The 15328-nt window shown below is 68.6% G+C and carries 15 protein-coding genes; 7 read left to right on the top strand and 8 right to left on the bottom strand.

Annotation, left to right across the window (positions count from 1 at the left end; genetic code table 11):
- The first annotated feature begins 5 nt into the window (after positions 1-5).
- The gene (locus P0Y41_RS16500) at positions 6-587 is read left to right on the top strand and encodes a VIT1/CCC1 transporter family protein (RefSeq protein ID WP_284063526.1); all 582 of its coding nucleotides are present in this window, start codon (positions 6-8) and stop codon (positions 585-587) included.
- Between the two features lie 64 nt (positions 588-651).
- Here P0Y41_RS16500 and P0Y41_RS16495 read toward each other — a convergent pair whose 3' ends face one another.
- Together P0Y41_RS16495 and P0Y41_RS16490 are read right to left on the bottom strand one after the other, a co-directional pair.
- Positions 652-1428 (bottom strand): sugar phosphate isomerase/epimerase family protein, encoded by a 777-nt coding sequence (locus P0Y41_RS16495; protein WP_284063525.1) that lies wholly within the window; start codon positions 1426-1428, stop codon positions 652-654.
- Positions 1425-2477, bottom strand: a complete 1053-nt coding sequence (locus P0Y41_RS16490) for an acetamidase/formamidase family protein (protein ID WP_284063524.1) — start codon at positions 2475-2477, stop codon at positions 1425-1427. The genes P0Y41_RS16495 and P0Y41_RS16490 overlap by 4 nt, the downstream gene beginning before the upstream one ends.
- A 178-nt stretch (positions 2478-2655) precedes the next feature.
- Here P0Y41_RS16490 and P0Y41_RS16485 point away from each other — a divergent pair, with 178 nt between their 5' ends.
- The 5 genes from P0Y41_RS16485 to P0Y41_RS16465 all read left to right on the top strand — a co-directional run bounded on the left by P0Y41_RS16485 (position 2656) and on the right by P0Y41_RS16465 (position 8281).
- Positions 2656-3843, top strand: a complete 1188-nt coding sequence (locus tag P0Y41_RS16485) for a poly-gamma-glutamate biosynthesis protein PgsC/CapC (protein ID WP_284063523.1) — start codon at positions 2656-2658, stop codon at positions 3841-3843.
- On the top strand, positions 3840-5420 hold the full coding sequence (locus P0Y41_RS16480) for a Mur ligase family protein (RefSeq protein ID WP_284063522.1): 1581 nt from the start codon (positions 3840-3842) through the stop codon (positions 5418-5420). The genes P0Y41_RS16485 and P0Y41_RS16480 overlap by 4 nt, the downstream gene beginning before the upstream one ends.
- 50 nt (positions 5421-5470) lie before the next feature.
- Positions 5471-6406, top strand: a complete 936-nt coding sequence (locus P0Y41_RS16475; RefSeq protein WP_284063521.1) for a DMT family transporter — start codon at positions 5471-5473, stop codon at positions 6404-6406.
- Positions 6407-6467: 61 nt separating this feature from the next.
- Complete coding sequence (gfo6, locus tag P0Y41_RS16470) at positions 6468-7559, top strand: D-xylose 1-dehydrogenase Gfo6 (protein ID WP_284063520.1); 1092 nt, start codon at positions 6468-6470, stop codon at positions 7557-7559.
- Positions 7560-7837: 278 nt separating this feature from the next.
- On the top strand, positions 7838-8281 hold the full coding sequence (locus P0Y41_RS16465) for a universal stress protein (RefSeq protein WP_284063519.1): 444 nt from the start codon (positions 7838-7840) through the stop codon (positions 8279-8281).
- 51 nt (positions 8282-8332) lie between these two features.
- On the opposite strand, the gene P0Y41_RS16460 is transcribed toward P0Y41_RS16465, so the two are convergent.
- The 6 genes from P0Y41_RS16460 to P0Y41_RS16435 form a co-directional block, all read right to left on the bottom strand.
- Positions 8333-8764, bottom strand: coding sequence for a CBS domain-containing protein (locus tag P0Y41_RS16460; protein WP_284063518.1), 432 nt, complete (start codon positions 8762-8764; stop codon positions 8333-8335).
- 68 nt (positions 8765-8832) lie between these two features.
- Complete coding sequence (locus tag P0Y41_RS16455) at positions 8833-9588, bottom strand: glucose 1-dehydrogenase (RefSeq protein ID WP_284063517.1); 756 nt, start codon at positions 9586-9588, stop codon at positions 8833-8835.
- Positions 9589-9680: 92 nt separating this feature from the next.
- Positions 9681-10352 carry a DUF7546 family protein gene (locus P0Y41_RS16450; RefSeq protein WP_284063516.1) on the bottom strand — a complete coding sequence of 224 codons (672 nt, stop codon included), beginning with the start codon at positions 10350-10352 and terminating at the stop codon, positions 9681-9683.
- Entirely contained in the window at positions 10349-12943 is a 2595-nt protein-coding gene (locus P0Y41_RS16445) for a heavy metal translocating P-type ATPase (RefSeq protein WP_284063515.1), read from the bottom strand. Before P0Y41_RS16445 ends, P0Y41_RS16450 begins: the two co-directional genes overlap by 4 nt.
- Before the next feature lie 77 nt (positions 12944-13020).
- Complete coding sequence (locus tag P0Y41_RS16440) at positions 13021-13794, bottom strand: sulfite exporter TauE/SafE family protein (protein ID WP_284063514.1); 774 nt, start codon at positions 13792-13794, stop codon at positions 13021-13023.
- A 4-nt stretch (positions 13795-13798) separates the two neighbouring features.
- Positions 13799-13987: a DUF8131 family protein gene (locus P0Y41_RS16435; protein ID WP_284063513.1), complete on the bottom strand. Its 189-nt coding sequence runs from the start codon at positions 13985-13987 to the stop codon at positions 13799-13801.
- Between the two features lie 107 nt (positions 13988-14094).
- On the opposite strand from P0Y41_RS16435, the gene P0Y41_RS16430 reads away from it, so the two are divergent.
- Complete coding sequence (locus P0Y41_RS16430; protein ID WP_284063512.1) at positions 14095-15324, top strand: halocyanin domain-containing protein; 1230 nt, start codon at positions 14095-14097, stop codon at positions 15322-15324.
- The last annotated feature ends 4 nt before the right edge of the window (positions 15325-15328 follow it).

The following is a 15328-nucleotide window of genomic DNA, read 5'->3' as shown; positions in this document are numbered from 1 at the left end:
CGACCGTGTCGTCGCTCCGAACGCGGATTGCGCGATCGATCGCGCGCGAGGACGTCCGGGCTATCGCCCGGCGGTACTTCGTCTCGAACGGGTTCGACGGGACTCTGACCGGGATCGGCATCGTCGTCGGCGCCGTGCTGTCCGGAATCCCGAACGGGACGGTCGTCGTCAGGATCGGTCTGAGCGCCGCCGTCGGACTGGGGACCTCGGCTGTGTGGAGCGTCTGGGAGATCGAGCGCGCCGAGACGCGCGCGGAAATCCACCGGCTCGAAGCGGCGATGCTCGTCGACCTCGACGACACGCGGGTCCAGCACGAGCAGTCGACGACGAGACTGGTCCACGCCGTCGCGAGCGGGCTCGGACCCCTGATCGGGATTCTCCTTCCGCTCACGCCGTTCGTGTTCGAGGGGACCGTGTTCACGATGGTGACCGCCGGAGCGGCCTCGGTCGCGATCGCGGTGTGCGTGCTCGGCGCGTTCGGGGCGTACATGGGCAGTATCTCCGGGCAGCGATGGTACGTCGCGGCCGCACGGATGGGGCTGGCCGGGGTGGTCGTCACCGCGATCAACCTCGTGTTGCCGGCGTGAGATCGTCACACGGGAATCGTCGATCCCCGACCCCCTGGAATTTGACGACCGCTCACCGCCACGGTCAGAGCCCGAAGTACGCCGCGCCGACCTCGGCGGCCGCATCGAGCGTGTCGTACGTGTCCGCGCCGCCTTCGGCCTCGTAGATCACCCAGTCGACGCCGTGATCACGGGCGGCGCGGGCGACGGCCGACAGGTCGAGGTCGCCCTCGCCGACCGGAACCGTCGTCCCCGCTGCACCGTCGTAGCCCTTGAGGTGGACCAGGTCGATGCGGTCGGCGTGACGCGAGAGTAGCGCCAGGGGGTCGGCACCCGTGGCGCCCGCCCACCCGAGGTCCAGCTCCAGCCTGACGCCGTCAGCCGCCGCCAGCAACCGGTCGAGCGCGTACTCGCCATCGATCCGCTCGAACTCCTGATCGTGGTTGTGGTAGTGGAGGTCAAGCCCGTGTTCGGCCATCGCCGCCGCAGCCACCGAGAGACGATCGGCGGCGGCGTCAACGGCCTCCCCCGACCGGAAGTGGTCGGGATCGAGCCACGGAACGACGACGCGGTCGCAGCCCACGGCACGACACGTTGCGGCGACGCCCTCCGGGTCGGGCTCGATCGCCGACAGATCGACGTGGGCGCCCGCCGCCGCCACGCCCGCCGCCTCCAGCGCCTCCCGGAGGTCGGCAGGGTCGTCGCCGTCGACGCCCCCCGCGGTGACGCCTGCGAACTCCACCCCGTCGATGCCGGCGGCGCCGACGCGCTCAACGACCGTGGCGAGGAAGTCGTCGACCTCGCGGACACTGTACAGTTGGAACCCGAACGAAGGGCCGGTCCCGTGTCGGTGGTCGGTCATTCGTTTCCCGCTTCGTCGTCGGGACTCGCCGCCGCGCCGGAACCGTCGGGTGCCGCAAGCACAGACTCAGGGAGGAACGCCGAAACCGTCCAATTGGGCGCGTCGACGACCTGACTGATCTTCAGGTCGACCGCCGCAGAGCACAGCACGTACGCGTCCGGTCGCGAGAAGCCGCGCCGTTCGTGCAGGTGGGCGATCATGTCGCTGATCGCCGCCTTCGTCGCGTCCATGAGGTCCGGCGCGATACCGGTCGTGGCGTACATCGGCTCGTCGCGCCCGCTGGGCGTGAACGGCCCGGACGTCTCGAACTGCGGACCGGGAACGGAGTGGTGGTCGACGAGATCGAGCCGGGCAGTTACGGTCGTAGGTGATTCGATGCCCGTGAGACACACCTCGCCGTCACCCTGTGCGGCGTGACAGTCACCGATCGAGAACAGCGCGCCCGCCGCTTCGACGGGGAGATACAGCCGCGATCCGGCGGTCAGCTGCTTCACGTCCATGTTGCCGCCAACGCGACGCGGTGGCATCGTCGAGTGAGGGCCGTCGCCTCCGGGAGCGACGCCGAGGTTGCCGGGGAACGGGGCCAGCGGCACCGCCACGTCCGGCGCGTCGGCGGCGGCGAACGTCGCGACCGGCGTCCCGTTCCGCCGGGCGTCCAGGTCCCACTGTCGGACGTGCGGGTCGCGGAACTCCGCCGGGAGCAGGCCGCCCTCGCGTTCGCCCGGCGGGACCGCGGTGACGCCCCAGCCACGGTGCTCGAACGCGAGCAGGTCGACGGCGAGCGTATCCCCGGGCTCGGCGCCTGCGACGGCGACCGGCCCCGTGAGCGGGTGCCCCTCGGCGTCGACGGATCGCAGTTTCTCGACGCTTACGGGCGGGTCGAGCTGGCCGTCGTACGCGTCGCGGCAGTCGAAGCGGACGACGCTGCCCGGTTCGACGGTGAGCGCGGGCTCGATGTCGGCGTCCCAGTGGTAGTGGACTGCATCGTCGGCGGACAGTTCGTGATCGGAGTCCGGGACGTCGGGGACGGCGAAGCGGCGCTGTGACACGCATTGTTGTGTGCGTCTGAGCAATATAAGTAGTAGCGCGTACTCAGCCGATACTCTCTCGGACGGACTGGGGCGGCTTGGCGATCGATGACGATATGTCGATCGACTTCCGATCATGTTCCGACATGGGAGCGAACTGCGCCGTCGGCCCGCCTCGGGTTCCCGACGAGAGGTCTCAGTGATAGTCGTGACGGCGGTGACGGCGATAGGGTTGCTCGCCGTCGGAACGCTGTCCCAGCTATACGGGTTCCGCCTCGGGGGAACGATCGCGGTCCCGGTGCTCGCGGTGTACACGCTGAAGAACGTGCTGATGCTTCCGATATTCCTACTCAGCACCGTGCTCGCGTACGTCGGGCTCCGGGTCGTCAAGGACCAGACGCTCGCGTACGGTCGCGACGAGTTGTTGGTCGCGATGACGGTCGGGAGCCTGATTCCGATCGGGTTGCTCCTCCTGTTGACCGAGCTGCTCCCCTCCTCGCTGCGCTCGGTGGTCTTCATCGGAAGCATCCTCCCCGGGCTGGCGGCGTACAACTACCACCAGCTGAAGCCGGGGTCCCGGCTCAGGGACGCCGGCGTCGCATCGGCGCTGTTATTCGGACTCCTCGCGCTCGGGTGGCTCCTCGTCTCGCCCGGTCTCCGCCCCGTCATCGGCACGCTCACGCCGGCGGCGCTGTACGCCGTAACGGCGGACGTGGCGGCGTTCAAGGGCGCCGCCGTGTCCGCGACGCCGGAGCCGACGATCTTCGAGCGACCGATCGCGGTCGGACTGTTCGTGGTCGGCGTCGTCCTCTCCGAGCGTGTCCGCGCCCGCTACGGACTCCGGATCGGGCTGATGGCGATGGCGCTGCTCGCGGTGTACGCGCTCGCGAACGTCTGGTTGTTGTTCCTGTACGCGGTCACCCTGGCGGTCGCGTACGCCTTCCTCCAGACGCTGCACCGGGAGACGATGTTGTACGGCCGCGTCACTATCTCGGTGACCACCGCGGTCGCGGTCGTCCTCGTCGTTCCCCTGGTGTTGGTCACCCCGGTAACGAGGGGGCTTTCGGCGTACTTCGTCGGGGTCCTCGCGGGGATCAACGCGTACAACTGGCACACCGCTCACCCGGCACGGCGGCTCGACGTTCCGCTGCTCAAACTCGGGACGTTCGCGGTACTGCTGATCGTCGCCCGCGGTGCGGTTGCCCTGATTCCGGATGCCGGTCGGGTGCTCCAGACGGGCGTCCCGTCAAATTTCGGCCCACTCACGGTCGTGGCAGGACTGTTCGTGGCCGCCGTCGCGTACGGCCTGGTCGAGCGCAGGATCGTCGAGAAGCCCTCGACCGATGACGTGTTCGACTCGTCGATCCTCTCGGGAGGCGAGCGATGAACGCTTCCGCCGCGTTCGAGGTGTTCCGGACCGAGACGGGATGGCGGTGGCGGCTTCGGCACGACGAGGCGGTTGTCGCCGTCAGCGACGGCGCGTACGAGACGGCGGGCGGCGCTCGGGAGGGTGTCGACCGCGTTCGCGGCGCGATGGCCGAACTCGAATACATCGAGACATCGCTTGCACCCCCCGCGAAGCCGCGCATCAGGGTCGAAAGCGCCGAGTCCGGAGCGTTCCACTCATGGAGCCTCGTCGACGGGGACGAGACGTTGGCGATCGCACAGCACACCTATCCGACGCGGGAGGAAGCCCGTTCGGAGGCGATGGACGTCGAGCAGCTCGCCTTCGGCGCGCTGCCGGTGTATCTCGTCGGCGCCGACGACGAGGGAGTCGACTTCGACCCGTTCGACGTCGGCCTCTCGCAGGTAGGCGGCGTCCTATCGACGCTGCTGCGTCGCGGACGCGAACACCGCCGATACCTCGAGAGCATCGACACGCGGATCGTAGTCTCCGGCATCCGCGGGAAGTCGTCGACGACCCGGCGGCTCGACGACGTGTTCAACAGACGGGGATACGACACGCTGACGAAGATCACGGGGAACCAACCCCACCTCATTCGCAACGGCGACGTGATCCCAATCCGGCGGAACGGCCCGCACACGACGCTGTACGAGAACATCAACGTCCTCCGGGAGTTCGGACCGCAGCTCGAACGGTACACGCCCAAGGACGTGGCGATCTTCGAGAACCAGGGAATCACCGAGTACACCACCCGCCTCATCAACGAGCGGTTCGTCAGGCCGCACGTTGTCGTGATCGCGAACGTCCGCCAGGACCACCAGGACACCCTCGGCAAGACGCTGCCGGACATCGCCAGGGCGTTTGCGCGGACGGTGCCCTCCGACACGACGGTCGTCTGCGGCGAACAGAACCCGGTGCTGTACGACTACATGCGCGCGGAGGTCGAAGATCAGGGTGCGACGATGGTCCCGGTCGATATCCCGCCCGAGCACGACGGCCGAATCGGGGCGGAGACCGTGTACGCGACCAACACCGTTCTCCGGGAGCTCGGATATCGACCCGTCCCGGACGAGCAACTTGGCGCGTATCTCGACGCCATCCAACCGGAGTGGGTGAGACTCCCGGGCGGTCGGGTGTTCAACGGCGCGGAGGTCAACGATATCGAGAGCACCGAGGCGGTGCGTGACGCGCTCGTCGGCGACGATTCCGTACTGCCTTTCGTGTTCCTCAGGTCGGACCGACGGAGCCGAACCGCCTCGTTCGCGGCGTACCTCGACACGCTGGCCGAGCGCGATCTGATCGACCACGCGCACTGCGCCGGCGACTACACCGACGTCTTCGCGCGCAACGTCTCGATTCCGGTCGAACGACACGACCGTTCGGAGGGGGCCGACGCCGTGCTCGACGACCTCCTCGACTCGGAGGAACCGGTCCTGCTGATGGGGAACACGGTCGACGACTTCATGCGGGACATGGAAGCCGAGATCGAGTCACGGGCCCAGATCGCCGAGGCCGAACCGGACCCCGAGTCGGTCGTCGTGCCGGCGCCGAGTGAGTAGCGGCGCGGTCAAGTCGAAACGTTCAGACTGGCCGGCGGCCGACTCACCGTGTGAGCCGGTATCGAACGCTCGTGTTGTTCCTTCTCCTGGCGGCAGTCTGGGGCTCGGCGTTCATGGCGATCAAGGCAGGCCTCGAGTTCTTTCCGCCCGTGCTGTTCGCGGCGATCCGGTACGACGTCGCTGGCGTCGTGATGCTCGCGTACGCCGCGTACACGACTGAGAGTCTCGTGCCTCGGGGACGAGCGCAGTGGACCGAGGTGGGCATCGGCGCGGTGCTGCTCATCGCGGCATACCACGTACTGTTGTTCGTCGGCCAGACGGATCCGACCGTGACGAGCGCGGCCGCCGCTGTCGTCGTGAGCCTGAGTCCGGTGCTCACCACCGGATTCGCCAGAGCGTTCCTCCCCAGCGAGCGGTTGACGGCGCTTGGCCTCGTAGGCATGTTCCTCGGTCTCGCCGGCGTCGCGGTGCTCTCAGAACTCGACCCGAACGCCCTCCTCGCCGGGAGTACGGTCGCGAAGCTGCTCATCTTCGGTGCCGCAGCGGCGTTCGCGCTCGGAAGCGTCCTCTCGCGCCGCGTCGATTCCGACCTCCCGATCGCGACCATGGAGGCGTGGGCGATGCTCGGCGGCGCGGTGATCATGCACGGGGTCTCGCTCGGACTGGGTGAGTCGGCCGGGACCGTCGCGCTCACAGGGGAGGCTATCGCCGCGCTCGCGTACCTGTCGCTCGCAGCGAGCGCGGTCGGCTTCCTCATTTATTTCGAGTTGCTGGAGCGGCTCGGCCCCGTCGAAATCAACCTCGTGAGCTACCTCGCGCCGATCTTCGCCGCGCTCTCCGGGTGGGCGTTTCTGGCTGAAGTCCCCACGGCTGCGACCGCGGGCGGGTTCGTCCTCATCTTCGCAGGGTTCCTCCTGCTCAAACGCCGCGCGATCCGCGCCGAAATCGCGACGTTGACCGACGCCGGTGGGAGGACCGCCGACTGACCGATCCCGACGCCGTCGCCTCCCGCGGAGTTATTGGCCCCCGCGGAGACAGTCCGGTATAATGGAGACGCGACTCGGCGAGTACGTCGACGAGTTCACCCGTCGTGACTGGCAGACGCTCCCCCCCGATGCGGTCGAGGACCCGGTTCGCCTGGCAGTCGTCGGCGCCGGGTGGTTCACAGCGGAATGGGCGCTTCCCGGCATCGAGCGGTCGGCGTTCACGGAGGCGACTGTGGTGACCGACGTCGATGCCGACGCCGTCGACGCAGTCGCGTCCGGGACCGACCTGACCGGAGTTCCCCCCGAAGCCTTCCGCGCGGGCGAGGTCGCGGAGGAGTACGACGCGGTGTACGTCGCGACGCCGAACGCGACGCACCTGCAGTACGTGGAAGCAGCCGCAAAACAGGGGAAAGCGGTGCTGTGTGAGAAGCCGATGGAGGCGTCGCCCGAGCGCGCCGAGCGACTCGTCGAGGTCTGTGAGGATGCGAGCGTCCCGCTGATGGTCGGCTATCGGATGCAGACGGACCCCGTGGTCCGACGGCTGAAGGACCTCGTCGACGCCGGATTCGTCGGTGACCCGATCCACGTGCACGCGACGATGTCGCAGACGATGCTCGGCGAACTCACCGGAGACACCGACCAGTGGCGCCTCGACCCCGATCTCTCTGGCGGGTGTGCGCTGATGGACATCGGGATCTACCCGCTCAACACGACGCGGTTCGTCCTCGATGCCGATCCCGTCGCCGTCTCCGGTCACACGCGAACTGAGCACGAGGCGTTCGAGGGCGTCGACGAGCACGCCGACTTCCGAGTGGAGTTCCCCGGCAGCGTGGCGGCGATGTGCACCGTCAGCCAGAACGCGACACACGCGAGTCGGCTGGAGATCTCCGGCACGGAGGGACGGGTGGTCCTCGACCCCGCCTTCTACGAGCGAGAGGAGCGCGAACTGTCGGTCGAACGCGGCGACGTGCGGATGGACGTCGAGGTCGACCCGGTTCACCAACTAGAAGAGGAGTTCGCCTACTTCGGCCACCACCTGCTGACGGAGACGCCGTTTCATCCGGACGGTCGGCACGCGCTCGTCGATTCGCGGGCGTTGGAGGCGATCTACGAGTCGGCGGAGACGGGCGAGAGCGTCCGACTGACAGAGTAGCCGGTACCGGACCCCGAGATGGCTCACGCCGCGAAGTCGGCTTCAGTGCGATCGGGGCTCCCGACACGAACGCGTTGTCGCGGCGGACTTCGGCGGCGGGGGCCGATCACACGCTTCTTTCCGGCCTTTTGCTGTTATTTCGTAAGAGTCTGGACGCGAGATCAGCCTCATCCAGGAGGAGGACGGGGGCGATGCAAGATTGGCAGGGGAACTGATTCTATCCCAGTTCGTGGTGGCAGAAGTGTCATTTAATTAACTTTGCCATCGTATCTGCTCGTATGAGCGAAGCAACAGGCATCGAAGTTCACGACATTCTCGTCCCGACTGACGGAAGCAAGGCGGCGATGAAGGCCGCGAGACAAGCGATCGACCTAGCGAACAAGAACGACGCCACGGTCCACGCAATGTACGTGATGGACATGGGCGACGCCGACTTCGTGGCGGTCCCGAGCGACATCGCGGAGACGCGGACGCGACTGGAAAAGAAGGGACGAGGCTTCACGAACGACATCTCGGAGCTGGCCGGCGAGGCGGGCGTCGACTGCGTCACCGTCGTGAAGTCGGGCATCCCGGAGGACGAGATCATCGAGTACGCCGAAGCGGAGGGCGTCGACCTCATCGTCATCGGAAAGCGCGGTCGAGCGGACCCGGACAAGCCACTCATCGGGTCGACGACGAAGCGCGTTCTCGGCCGGACCGAGGTCCCCGTCCGCGTCGTCTAACCGAGCCGCAGGCCGCGAGCCGCCGAGTAAGGACTCCGTCGTGACCAACAGTCAGCTCCGATCGGACTCCCACTGACTTGCGCTCGCGTCGAGTTGATGAGCCTCCCGTACGAAATCGCTGTAGTGGGCGACGATATCGCCGTGGGTCACGATCCCCACGAGTTCGGTGTCCGTGACTACAGGGAGCTTCTTGATCCCGCCGTCGTTCATCCGTTTGACTGCCGACCTGATCGTCACGTCGGGGGCGATCGTTTGCAACGGGTGGCTCGCCGCTTTGTCGACCGGAACGTCGTCGAGCGCTCGCCCCGTGACGACGCCAGCACGGACGATATCTGTCTCCGTGAGGATCGCCAGCGGCGTTCCGTCCTTGGTGATCAGCACGCTCCCGATCCCGGTGTCGAGCATCCGCTTGGCGGCGTCTCGAACGGTCACGCCGGCGTCGCACGTGACGACCTCCCGGGTCATGAGGTCTCGAACGAGCATACTGTGGCGTCGGGGCAGGGGTATTCAGTTGTGTCGCTCGGTACCTCGAAATCCCCCGTGGGCCTTCGTCAGGCCATGAATCCGCCGTCGATGACGAGCGGGTGGCCCGTCACGAACGACGACTCCTCGGAACACAGCCACACCACGGCCGACGCGACCTCCTCGGGCGTCCCCATTCGCCGCAGGGGCTTCGCCTGAACGAACTGCTCGATGGTCCCCTCGCCCATCTCCTCGTTCGCGCGGTCGATCATCTCCGTGTCGATGACGCCGGGGCAGACCGCGTTCACGCGGACGCCCGCGGGACCGTACTGCGAGGCGGCCACGCGGGTCAGTCCCACGACGCCGTGTTTGCTCGCGACGTACGGCGCGCCGCCGGCCGCGCTGAGCCCGGCGATCGACGAGGTGTTGACGATCGCGCCGCCGCCGTTGTCGGCCATCACGGCAAGTTCCTCCGTCAGGCAGTTCCACACGCCGGTCTGGTTCACGTCGATCACCCGCTTCCAGTCTTCGAGCGACTGGTCGGCCATCGGTGCGCTGCTGCCCTCGATCCCGGCGTTGTTGAGCGCGAAGTCGGGGACGCCGTAGGTGTCGATCGTCCCCTCGACGAGCGCGGCCACGTCGTCCTGATCGCTGACGTCCGTCTCGACGGCGGTCGCTTCGCCGCCGTCCGCCTCGATCAAGTCCACTGTCTCCGCGAGGTCGTCCGCGTCGATGTCAGCAACGACCACGCTCGCACCCTCTGCGGCGAACCGCTGTGCGGTCGCCCGACCGATGCCCGCTGCTCCGCCTGTCACGATCGCGACGCCGCCGTCGATTCCATCCATGTGTAGATCGGATGTGTCAACACACTCGAACGGCAAATACGCTCCGGCGACTGTCGCGGGGGGCAGGTGCAGAGATACCGTCAACCGGAGATTCAGCCGAGCGTCGGTCGAACGGTTAATACCCCGACCGAGATGACGTACGCGCCCGTGGCGAGGAGGTACGTGTCGCCGGCCGCTGGTGCGGTCCCGAGGCCGAGACCGGCACCGCCGAGCGCGCTCGCGACCGCCGCGACGACGGGAAGCGCGCAGCTCGCACAGGACCCGAGTGCGATCAACCCACCGACGCCCGCGGAGGTCCCGTAGGCCGCCACGTCGCGGACGGCAAGCGAGACGAGGTACGCCAGCGCCGCGTAGCCGAACGCCTGGTACGGGAACACAAACAGCGAGAGCACGGTGCCGTCGTAGCGCACCATCGGCCCCCACCACGGCGGGAGCAACACCACATCGAGTCCCATGGCGGCACCAGAGGAGGCGCCGATCGAGCCGGTAAGCCACCCGAGGACGAGCCCGTAGCCGACGCCGACCAGGCCGGCGAGTGCGAGAACGGCGCGCCCGGAGTCAGGGCGGTCGGCGTGGTGAACGCCGACGACCGCCGCGGTGACCCAGATAAATGAGATCGCAAGGGTTCGCGGTGCCGCCAGCCCCGCGTCGGTGACAACGAGGTACACCAGCGCGAGCGCCGACTGCGCGCCGAGCGCAAGCACCGCCGTCCTGGCCAGCTCCGAGGGCGACTCGAGAGAGCTCCTGACCGCGAACCCGCTCACGGGAGCCCACCTCCGTCGTCGCCGGTGGCGTCGGGTCCCCCGGAAGCGTGAGACTCGATCCCGTCCGAGTCGGGGCCGAGGCCGGAATCGCCCGCATCAGTCGGGCCACCGTCGGCGACGGCCGGCCGCCGGTCGTCGGAGTCGACGGTGGTACCTGCACCCGACTCAGATGGTGCCGCGCCCGGCGGCTCCTCCCCGTCGTCCCCGGACACGTCATCGCCGGCCGCCGGACCCAGCGAGCGCGCCGAGTTCCCGACAACGAGGAGGCTGGAGGCGGCCATCGCCACGGCCGCCAACAGGGGCGTCACGACGCCCAGCACCGCCGCGGGAACGGCGATCACGTTGTAGAGGAACGCCCACGCGAGGTTCTCGCGGACGCGCCGCCGAGTCGCCGACAGCGTATCCAGCGCGCGATCGACCGCCCGCAGGTCTCGTCCGACGAGCACGGCGTCTGCGGCGTCGGCCGCCAGTTCGGTCCCGGACGCCACCGCGATGCCGAGGTCGGCGGCCGCCAGCGCCGGCGCGTCATTGCTCCCGTCACCGACCATCGCAACTGTGCCCGACTCGCGGAGCCGACGGACCGTCTCCGTCTTGGCCTCCGGCGGCAGCCCGGCGTACACCTCGTCGACGCCGTCCACGTCGCGGAGGCGGTCGGCCGACGGACCCTCGTCGCCGGTGAGCACGACGACGCGCCGACGCTTCCCGAGCGCGGCGACCGCCTCGCGCCAGCCGGGACGCGGGTCGTCGACCGCGACGAGGACGCCCCGAACGGCGCCCCCCCAGCCGACGTACGCAGCGAGGCTACCGTCGGCCTCAGCCGCGGCGTAGCGTTCTCGCACCTCGTCCGGAACCGAGTTGTCGTCGGCATCGAACAGCGATTCGCCACCGACGGTAACGCGCGGCCCGCCGGCGACGCGGCCGGAGACGCCGCGACCCGGATGCGTCTCGAAGTCTTCGACTGGAGATGCCGGGCCGAACGCGGACGCAGTGTCGCCAGCCGCTTCGACGACCGCGGCCGCGACGGGGTGATCCGAGCGTGCCTCAACGGCGGCTGCGCGCCCGAGTAGCTCCGCGCGGGTGGTCCCCGCTGCGGTCACTGCCTCCTGCAGGGCCATCTCACCAGTCGTCAGCGTCCCCGTCTTGTCGAGGGCGACCACGTCGACTTCGTCTGCGGTCTCGACGGCGCTCCCGTCAGTCAACACGACGCCGTCCGTGAGGAGCGCTCGCGTTCCGGCGGCGATCGCCAGCGGTGTCGCCAGTCCGAGCGCGCACGGACACGAGACGACCAACACCGCCAGCCCGGTGAGCAGTGCCGCCGTCGGCGGCGACCCGAGTGCGAGGTGAACGACGAACGCCAGCGTCCCGAGGACGAGCACGACCGGAACGAAAATCGTCGCTAGGGCGTCGGCCAGCCGCTGGGGCGCGCCCTCACCTCGGACGTCCCACAGGAGCGAGACGACCCGGTCGAGCGTCCGCTCGGCGCCGTCGGCCGCCTCAATGACCAGCCGACCGTCCGAGACGACGGTCCCGCCCCGGACTGTCGCTCCAGGTCCTCTGCGGACCGGAAGTGACTCGCCGGTGACGAGCGACTCGTCGACGGCGGCGGTGCCGTCGCGGATCGTCCCGTCGACGGGGACGCGCTCGCCAGACCGGACGACGACCCGGTCTCCGCCCTCGACCGCCTCGACCGGAACGGTCTCGGTGCCGTCGGCGGTCGCGAGGCGGGCGTCCGAGACCCGGTCACGCGTGAGATCGGTCAGCGTTCCGACCGCGCGGCGCTTGACTCGCTCCTCGTAGTAGGTGCCGACGGTGACGGCCATGATAACGACGACGGTCACGTCGAAGTACACCTCGACGCGGCCCACCGTGATCGCGAGTGTGCTATAGAGGTACGCGGTCGTCGCCGCGAGCGCGACGAGGAGGTCCATGTTCGGCTGACGGGTGCGAATTGCCACGTACGCCCCGCGCAGCAGCGGCGCGCCGGTGTACCCCAGCACGACTGACGCCGACACCCAGACGTTCGCGAGGAGGAAGCCGCCGGCGCTCCCACGGAGATCGAACAGCAGTGCCTCCGGGGGAAGCCCGAAGTACGTCGGATAGAGGAACAAGACGTACCACAACATCGCCATCATGCCGAAGAACCCCCCGACGAGCAGGCGCCCCACGGTCTCGTCGTCGTCGCCGACTCCTCCCTCGTCGGTCGTCGGCGCCGCCGCGTAGCCCACGCCGGCGACGGCGTCAGCGACGGCGTCAGGGTCAGTTCGGTCGGGGTCAAAGCGCACCCGCATGGCGTCCGCCGGGAAGTTCGCGTCCGCGGCGGCGACGCCGTCGACGCCGCCGGCTCTGCCCTCGAGGAACGCCTCGCAGCTCGCGCAGTGCATCCCGTCGACCCGGAGATACGCAGTCTCGGCGCCGTCGGGCCCATTCACGTCAGCCGCCCCAGATGCTGCGTCACCGGGGGCGTCCCCGACCTCGTCGCGAACCGCCTCGCGGGCCTCGGCCGAGTCGGCCGCGGCCGGATCGTCGAGCGTCCGCGCGACCTCGAGACAGCCGCGACAGCAGAACGCCCCATCCACACCGTCGTCGCGCACTGGGGTGCTCGGCGTCTCGAGTCCGCAGAGCGTGCAGCCGTCGCTACCGGCCTGAACACGATGGGGGCCTCCCTCGTTCACGGCGTTGGCACCTCACCGTAGTGTGGCAGGTGGACCATCGGGACGGGCACGCCAAGCAGGCCCAGGCCGTGCAACAGCGGGAACAATCCCAACAAGAGGAACGCGCCACCGAGCACCCGATGAACGCGACCTCTGACCGACGCCGGGATCGCACCGAGCACAGTCGCGTACCCGACCATCGCCGGTGCGGTGCCGACGCCGAGCGCGCCGAGCGCGAGCGCTCCGGCCGTCGGCGACCCCCGTGCGAACGCGTAGAGATATGCCGGATACAGCAGGGGGCACGGGAGGAGCGCGTGCATCGATCCGAGGATCGCGATCTTCGGCCCGTCCGCCCACTCCTCAGCACGGTCGCCGGCGACGCGCGCGAGTCGTCCGAACACCGTCGAGACCCCGGGGATGGGGATCCGACCTGGATCGAGGGGGCGACCCCGCACGTAGCCCGCGCCGACGACGAGAACGACGACGCCGGCGACGACGCCGGCGACGCCGCGGACCAAGTCCGCGCCCGCGAACAGACTCCCGCCGGCGATGGCGGCGCCGCCGAGCGCTCCGAGGAGGGCGCCGACGAGCGCGTAGGTCCCGACGCGGCCCAGCGTGAGCAACCCCTGCTGGCGGACGTCACGGAGCGTGACACGGCCGGCGTCGCCGCTCGTATGGCCGGCGTAAGAGGACACCAGCGGACCGCACATCCCGAGACAGTGCGCACCGCCCAGGAGGCCGACGAGAAAGAACGTTCCCAGTTCGACCGCCCCGGCGAACCCAGCGACCATCCCCTCAGTGGGCGTCCGCGCGGTCAGTTTCGCCCTCGTGGGGGCCGAACGCGACGTACAGGGCGCCAACCGTGAGGACGACCGACACGCTCGACACGACCGCCTCATAGATGGCACCGTTGCCGAATAGCGCGTATGCCCACAACGGAACGAGCACGACGAGCGAGAGGGCCAGTAGCGTTCGCGGCGTCATATGTGTATATCCGAGATGCCTGGTCACAAGTATATTCGGGTCACCTGATTCTCAGGGACTGGGAAGCAGTTGGGTTTATTAATCACCAGTAAGCTTTCCCGCTGAGTATGGTACAGCAGCGAGACAGCGACACCGGCCTGACTCGACGACGGGTCATGGCTGCGGGCGCGGCTGCCGCCGGTGGGGCGCTCCTGGGTAGCGCCGCACCCGCCGCGGCCCAATCGGACCCCGGCTTCGACGGCTGGTTCGACGACGTTCCCAACTACGACGGCGTCGTAGACCGCACGGGCCAGTCGGAGGTCACCGTCGAAGTCGGCGTCGAGAACGGCGACGGTCCCTACGGGTTCGGCCCGGCTGCCGTCAGGGTCGATCCGGGGGCAACCGTCGTCTGGGAATGGAATGGTCAAGGTGGCTCACACAACGTCATCGCCGAAGACGGCTCCTACGAGTCCGAGTTAGTGGCGGAGGCAGGCCACACCTTCAGTCACACCTTCGAGAGCGAGGGCGTCTCAACGTACTTCTGTCAGCCGCACCGCGCCCTCGGCATGAAGGGCGCTGTCGTCGTCGGCGGGAGTGGCGGCGGCGGCGGATCATCGGTGTCCGAACCCGATTTCGGCGGCTGGTTCGACGACGTTCCCAACTACGACGGCACGGTCGATGAGCGAGGGAACTCGGAAGTCACCGTCGAGGTCGGCGTCGAGAACGGCGACGGTCCCTACGGATTCGGTCCGGCGTCGATTCGAGTCGATCCAGGGACGACCGTCGTCTGGGAGTGGAACGGTCAGGGTGGCTCACACAACGTCATCGCCGAAGACGGCTCCTACGAGTCCGAGTTAGTGGCGGAGGCAGGCCACACCTTCAGTCACACCTTCGAGAGCGAGGGCGTCTCAACGTACTTCTGTCAGCCGCACCGCGCCCTCGGCATGAAAGGCGCTGTCGTCGTCGGAAACGTCGGCGGCGGGGGTGGCGGCGGCGGCGATGGGTCCGGCGGCGATGGCGAAGGGGCTCCCGAGGAGTCGGGCGGTTCGCTGTTCGTCCCGGACGGGATCAACGGCTGGCTGGCGCTCGTGTTCGGCGGCACGGTCGGGCTGGCGGTCGCTTCGGTCCTGGGCAACGAGGCGTACATCGCCTATCGCACCCACGCGAGCGAGGAAGAGGCGTACGTCCGCGACAAGCCGGTCGATGGTGTCGAAGAAGAGGCGGAAGTCGAACTCGGCGAGGAGTACGACCCGGTCGGGACCGCGGCGCTCGTCGTCGGGTACTTCCTGTTGATATCCGCGCTGTGGGCCTTCATGTACTTCGTCGAGTTCATCGGCGGCCCGACAATCACTGGGTGAATTT

The organism is Halobaculum halobium (assembly GCF_030127145.1).
In the GTDB taxonomy this organism is placed as follows: domain Archaea; phylum Halobacteriota; class Halobacteria; order Halobacteriales; family Haloferacaceae; genus Halobaculum; species Halobaculum halobium.
This window is presented reverse-complemented; position numbering and strand designations above follow the sequence as displayed.

Excerpts from the sequence above, each read along its gene's own strand:
- P0Y41_RS16465 (WP_284063519.1), top strand. The coding sequence starts at position 7,838 with ATGAGCGAAGCAACAGGCATCGAAGTTCACGACATTCTCGTCCCGACT.
- P0Y41_RS16440 (WP_284063514.1), bottom strand. The coding sequence starts at position 13,794 with ATGGTCGCTGGGTTCGCCGGGGCGGTCGAACTGGGAACGTTCTTTCTC.
- P0Y41_RS16495 (WP_284063525.1), bottom strand. The coding sequence starts at position 1,428 with ATGACCGACCACCGACACGGGACCGGCCCTTCGTTCGGGTTCCAACTG.
- P0Y41_RS16455 (WP_284063517.1), bottom strand. The coding sequence starts at position 9,588 with ATGGATGGAATCGACGGCGGCGTCGCGATCGTGACAGGCGGAGCAGCG.
- P0Y41_RS16460 (WP_284063518.1), bottom strand. The coding sequence starts at position 8,764 with ATGCTCGTTCGAGACCTCATGACCCGGGAGGTCGTCACGTGCGACGCC.
- P0Y41_RS16435 (WP_284063513.1), bottom strand. The coding sequence starts at position 13,987 with ATGACGCCGCGAACGCTACTGGCCCTCTCGCTCGTCGTGCTCGTTCCG.
- gfo6 (WP_284063520.1), top strand. The coding sequence starts at position 6,468 with ATGGAGACGCGACTCGGCGAGTACGTCGACGAGTTCACCCGTCGTGAC.
- P0Y41_RS16430 (WP_284063512.1), top strand. The coding sequence starts at position 14,095 with ATGGTACAGCAGCGAGACAGCGACACCGGCCTGACTCGACGACGGGTC.
- P0Y41_RS16480 (WP_284063522.1), top strand. The coding sequence starts at position 3,840 with ATGAACGCTTCCGCCGCGTTCGAGGTGTTCCGGACCGAGACGGGATGG.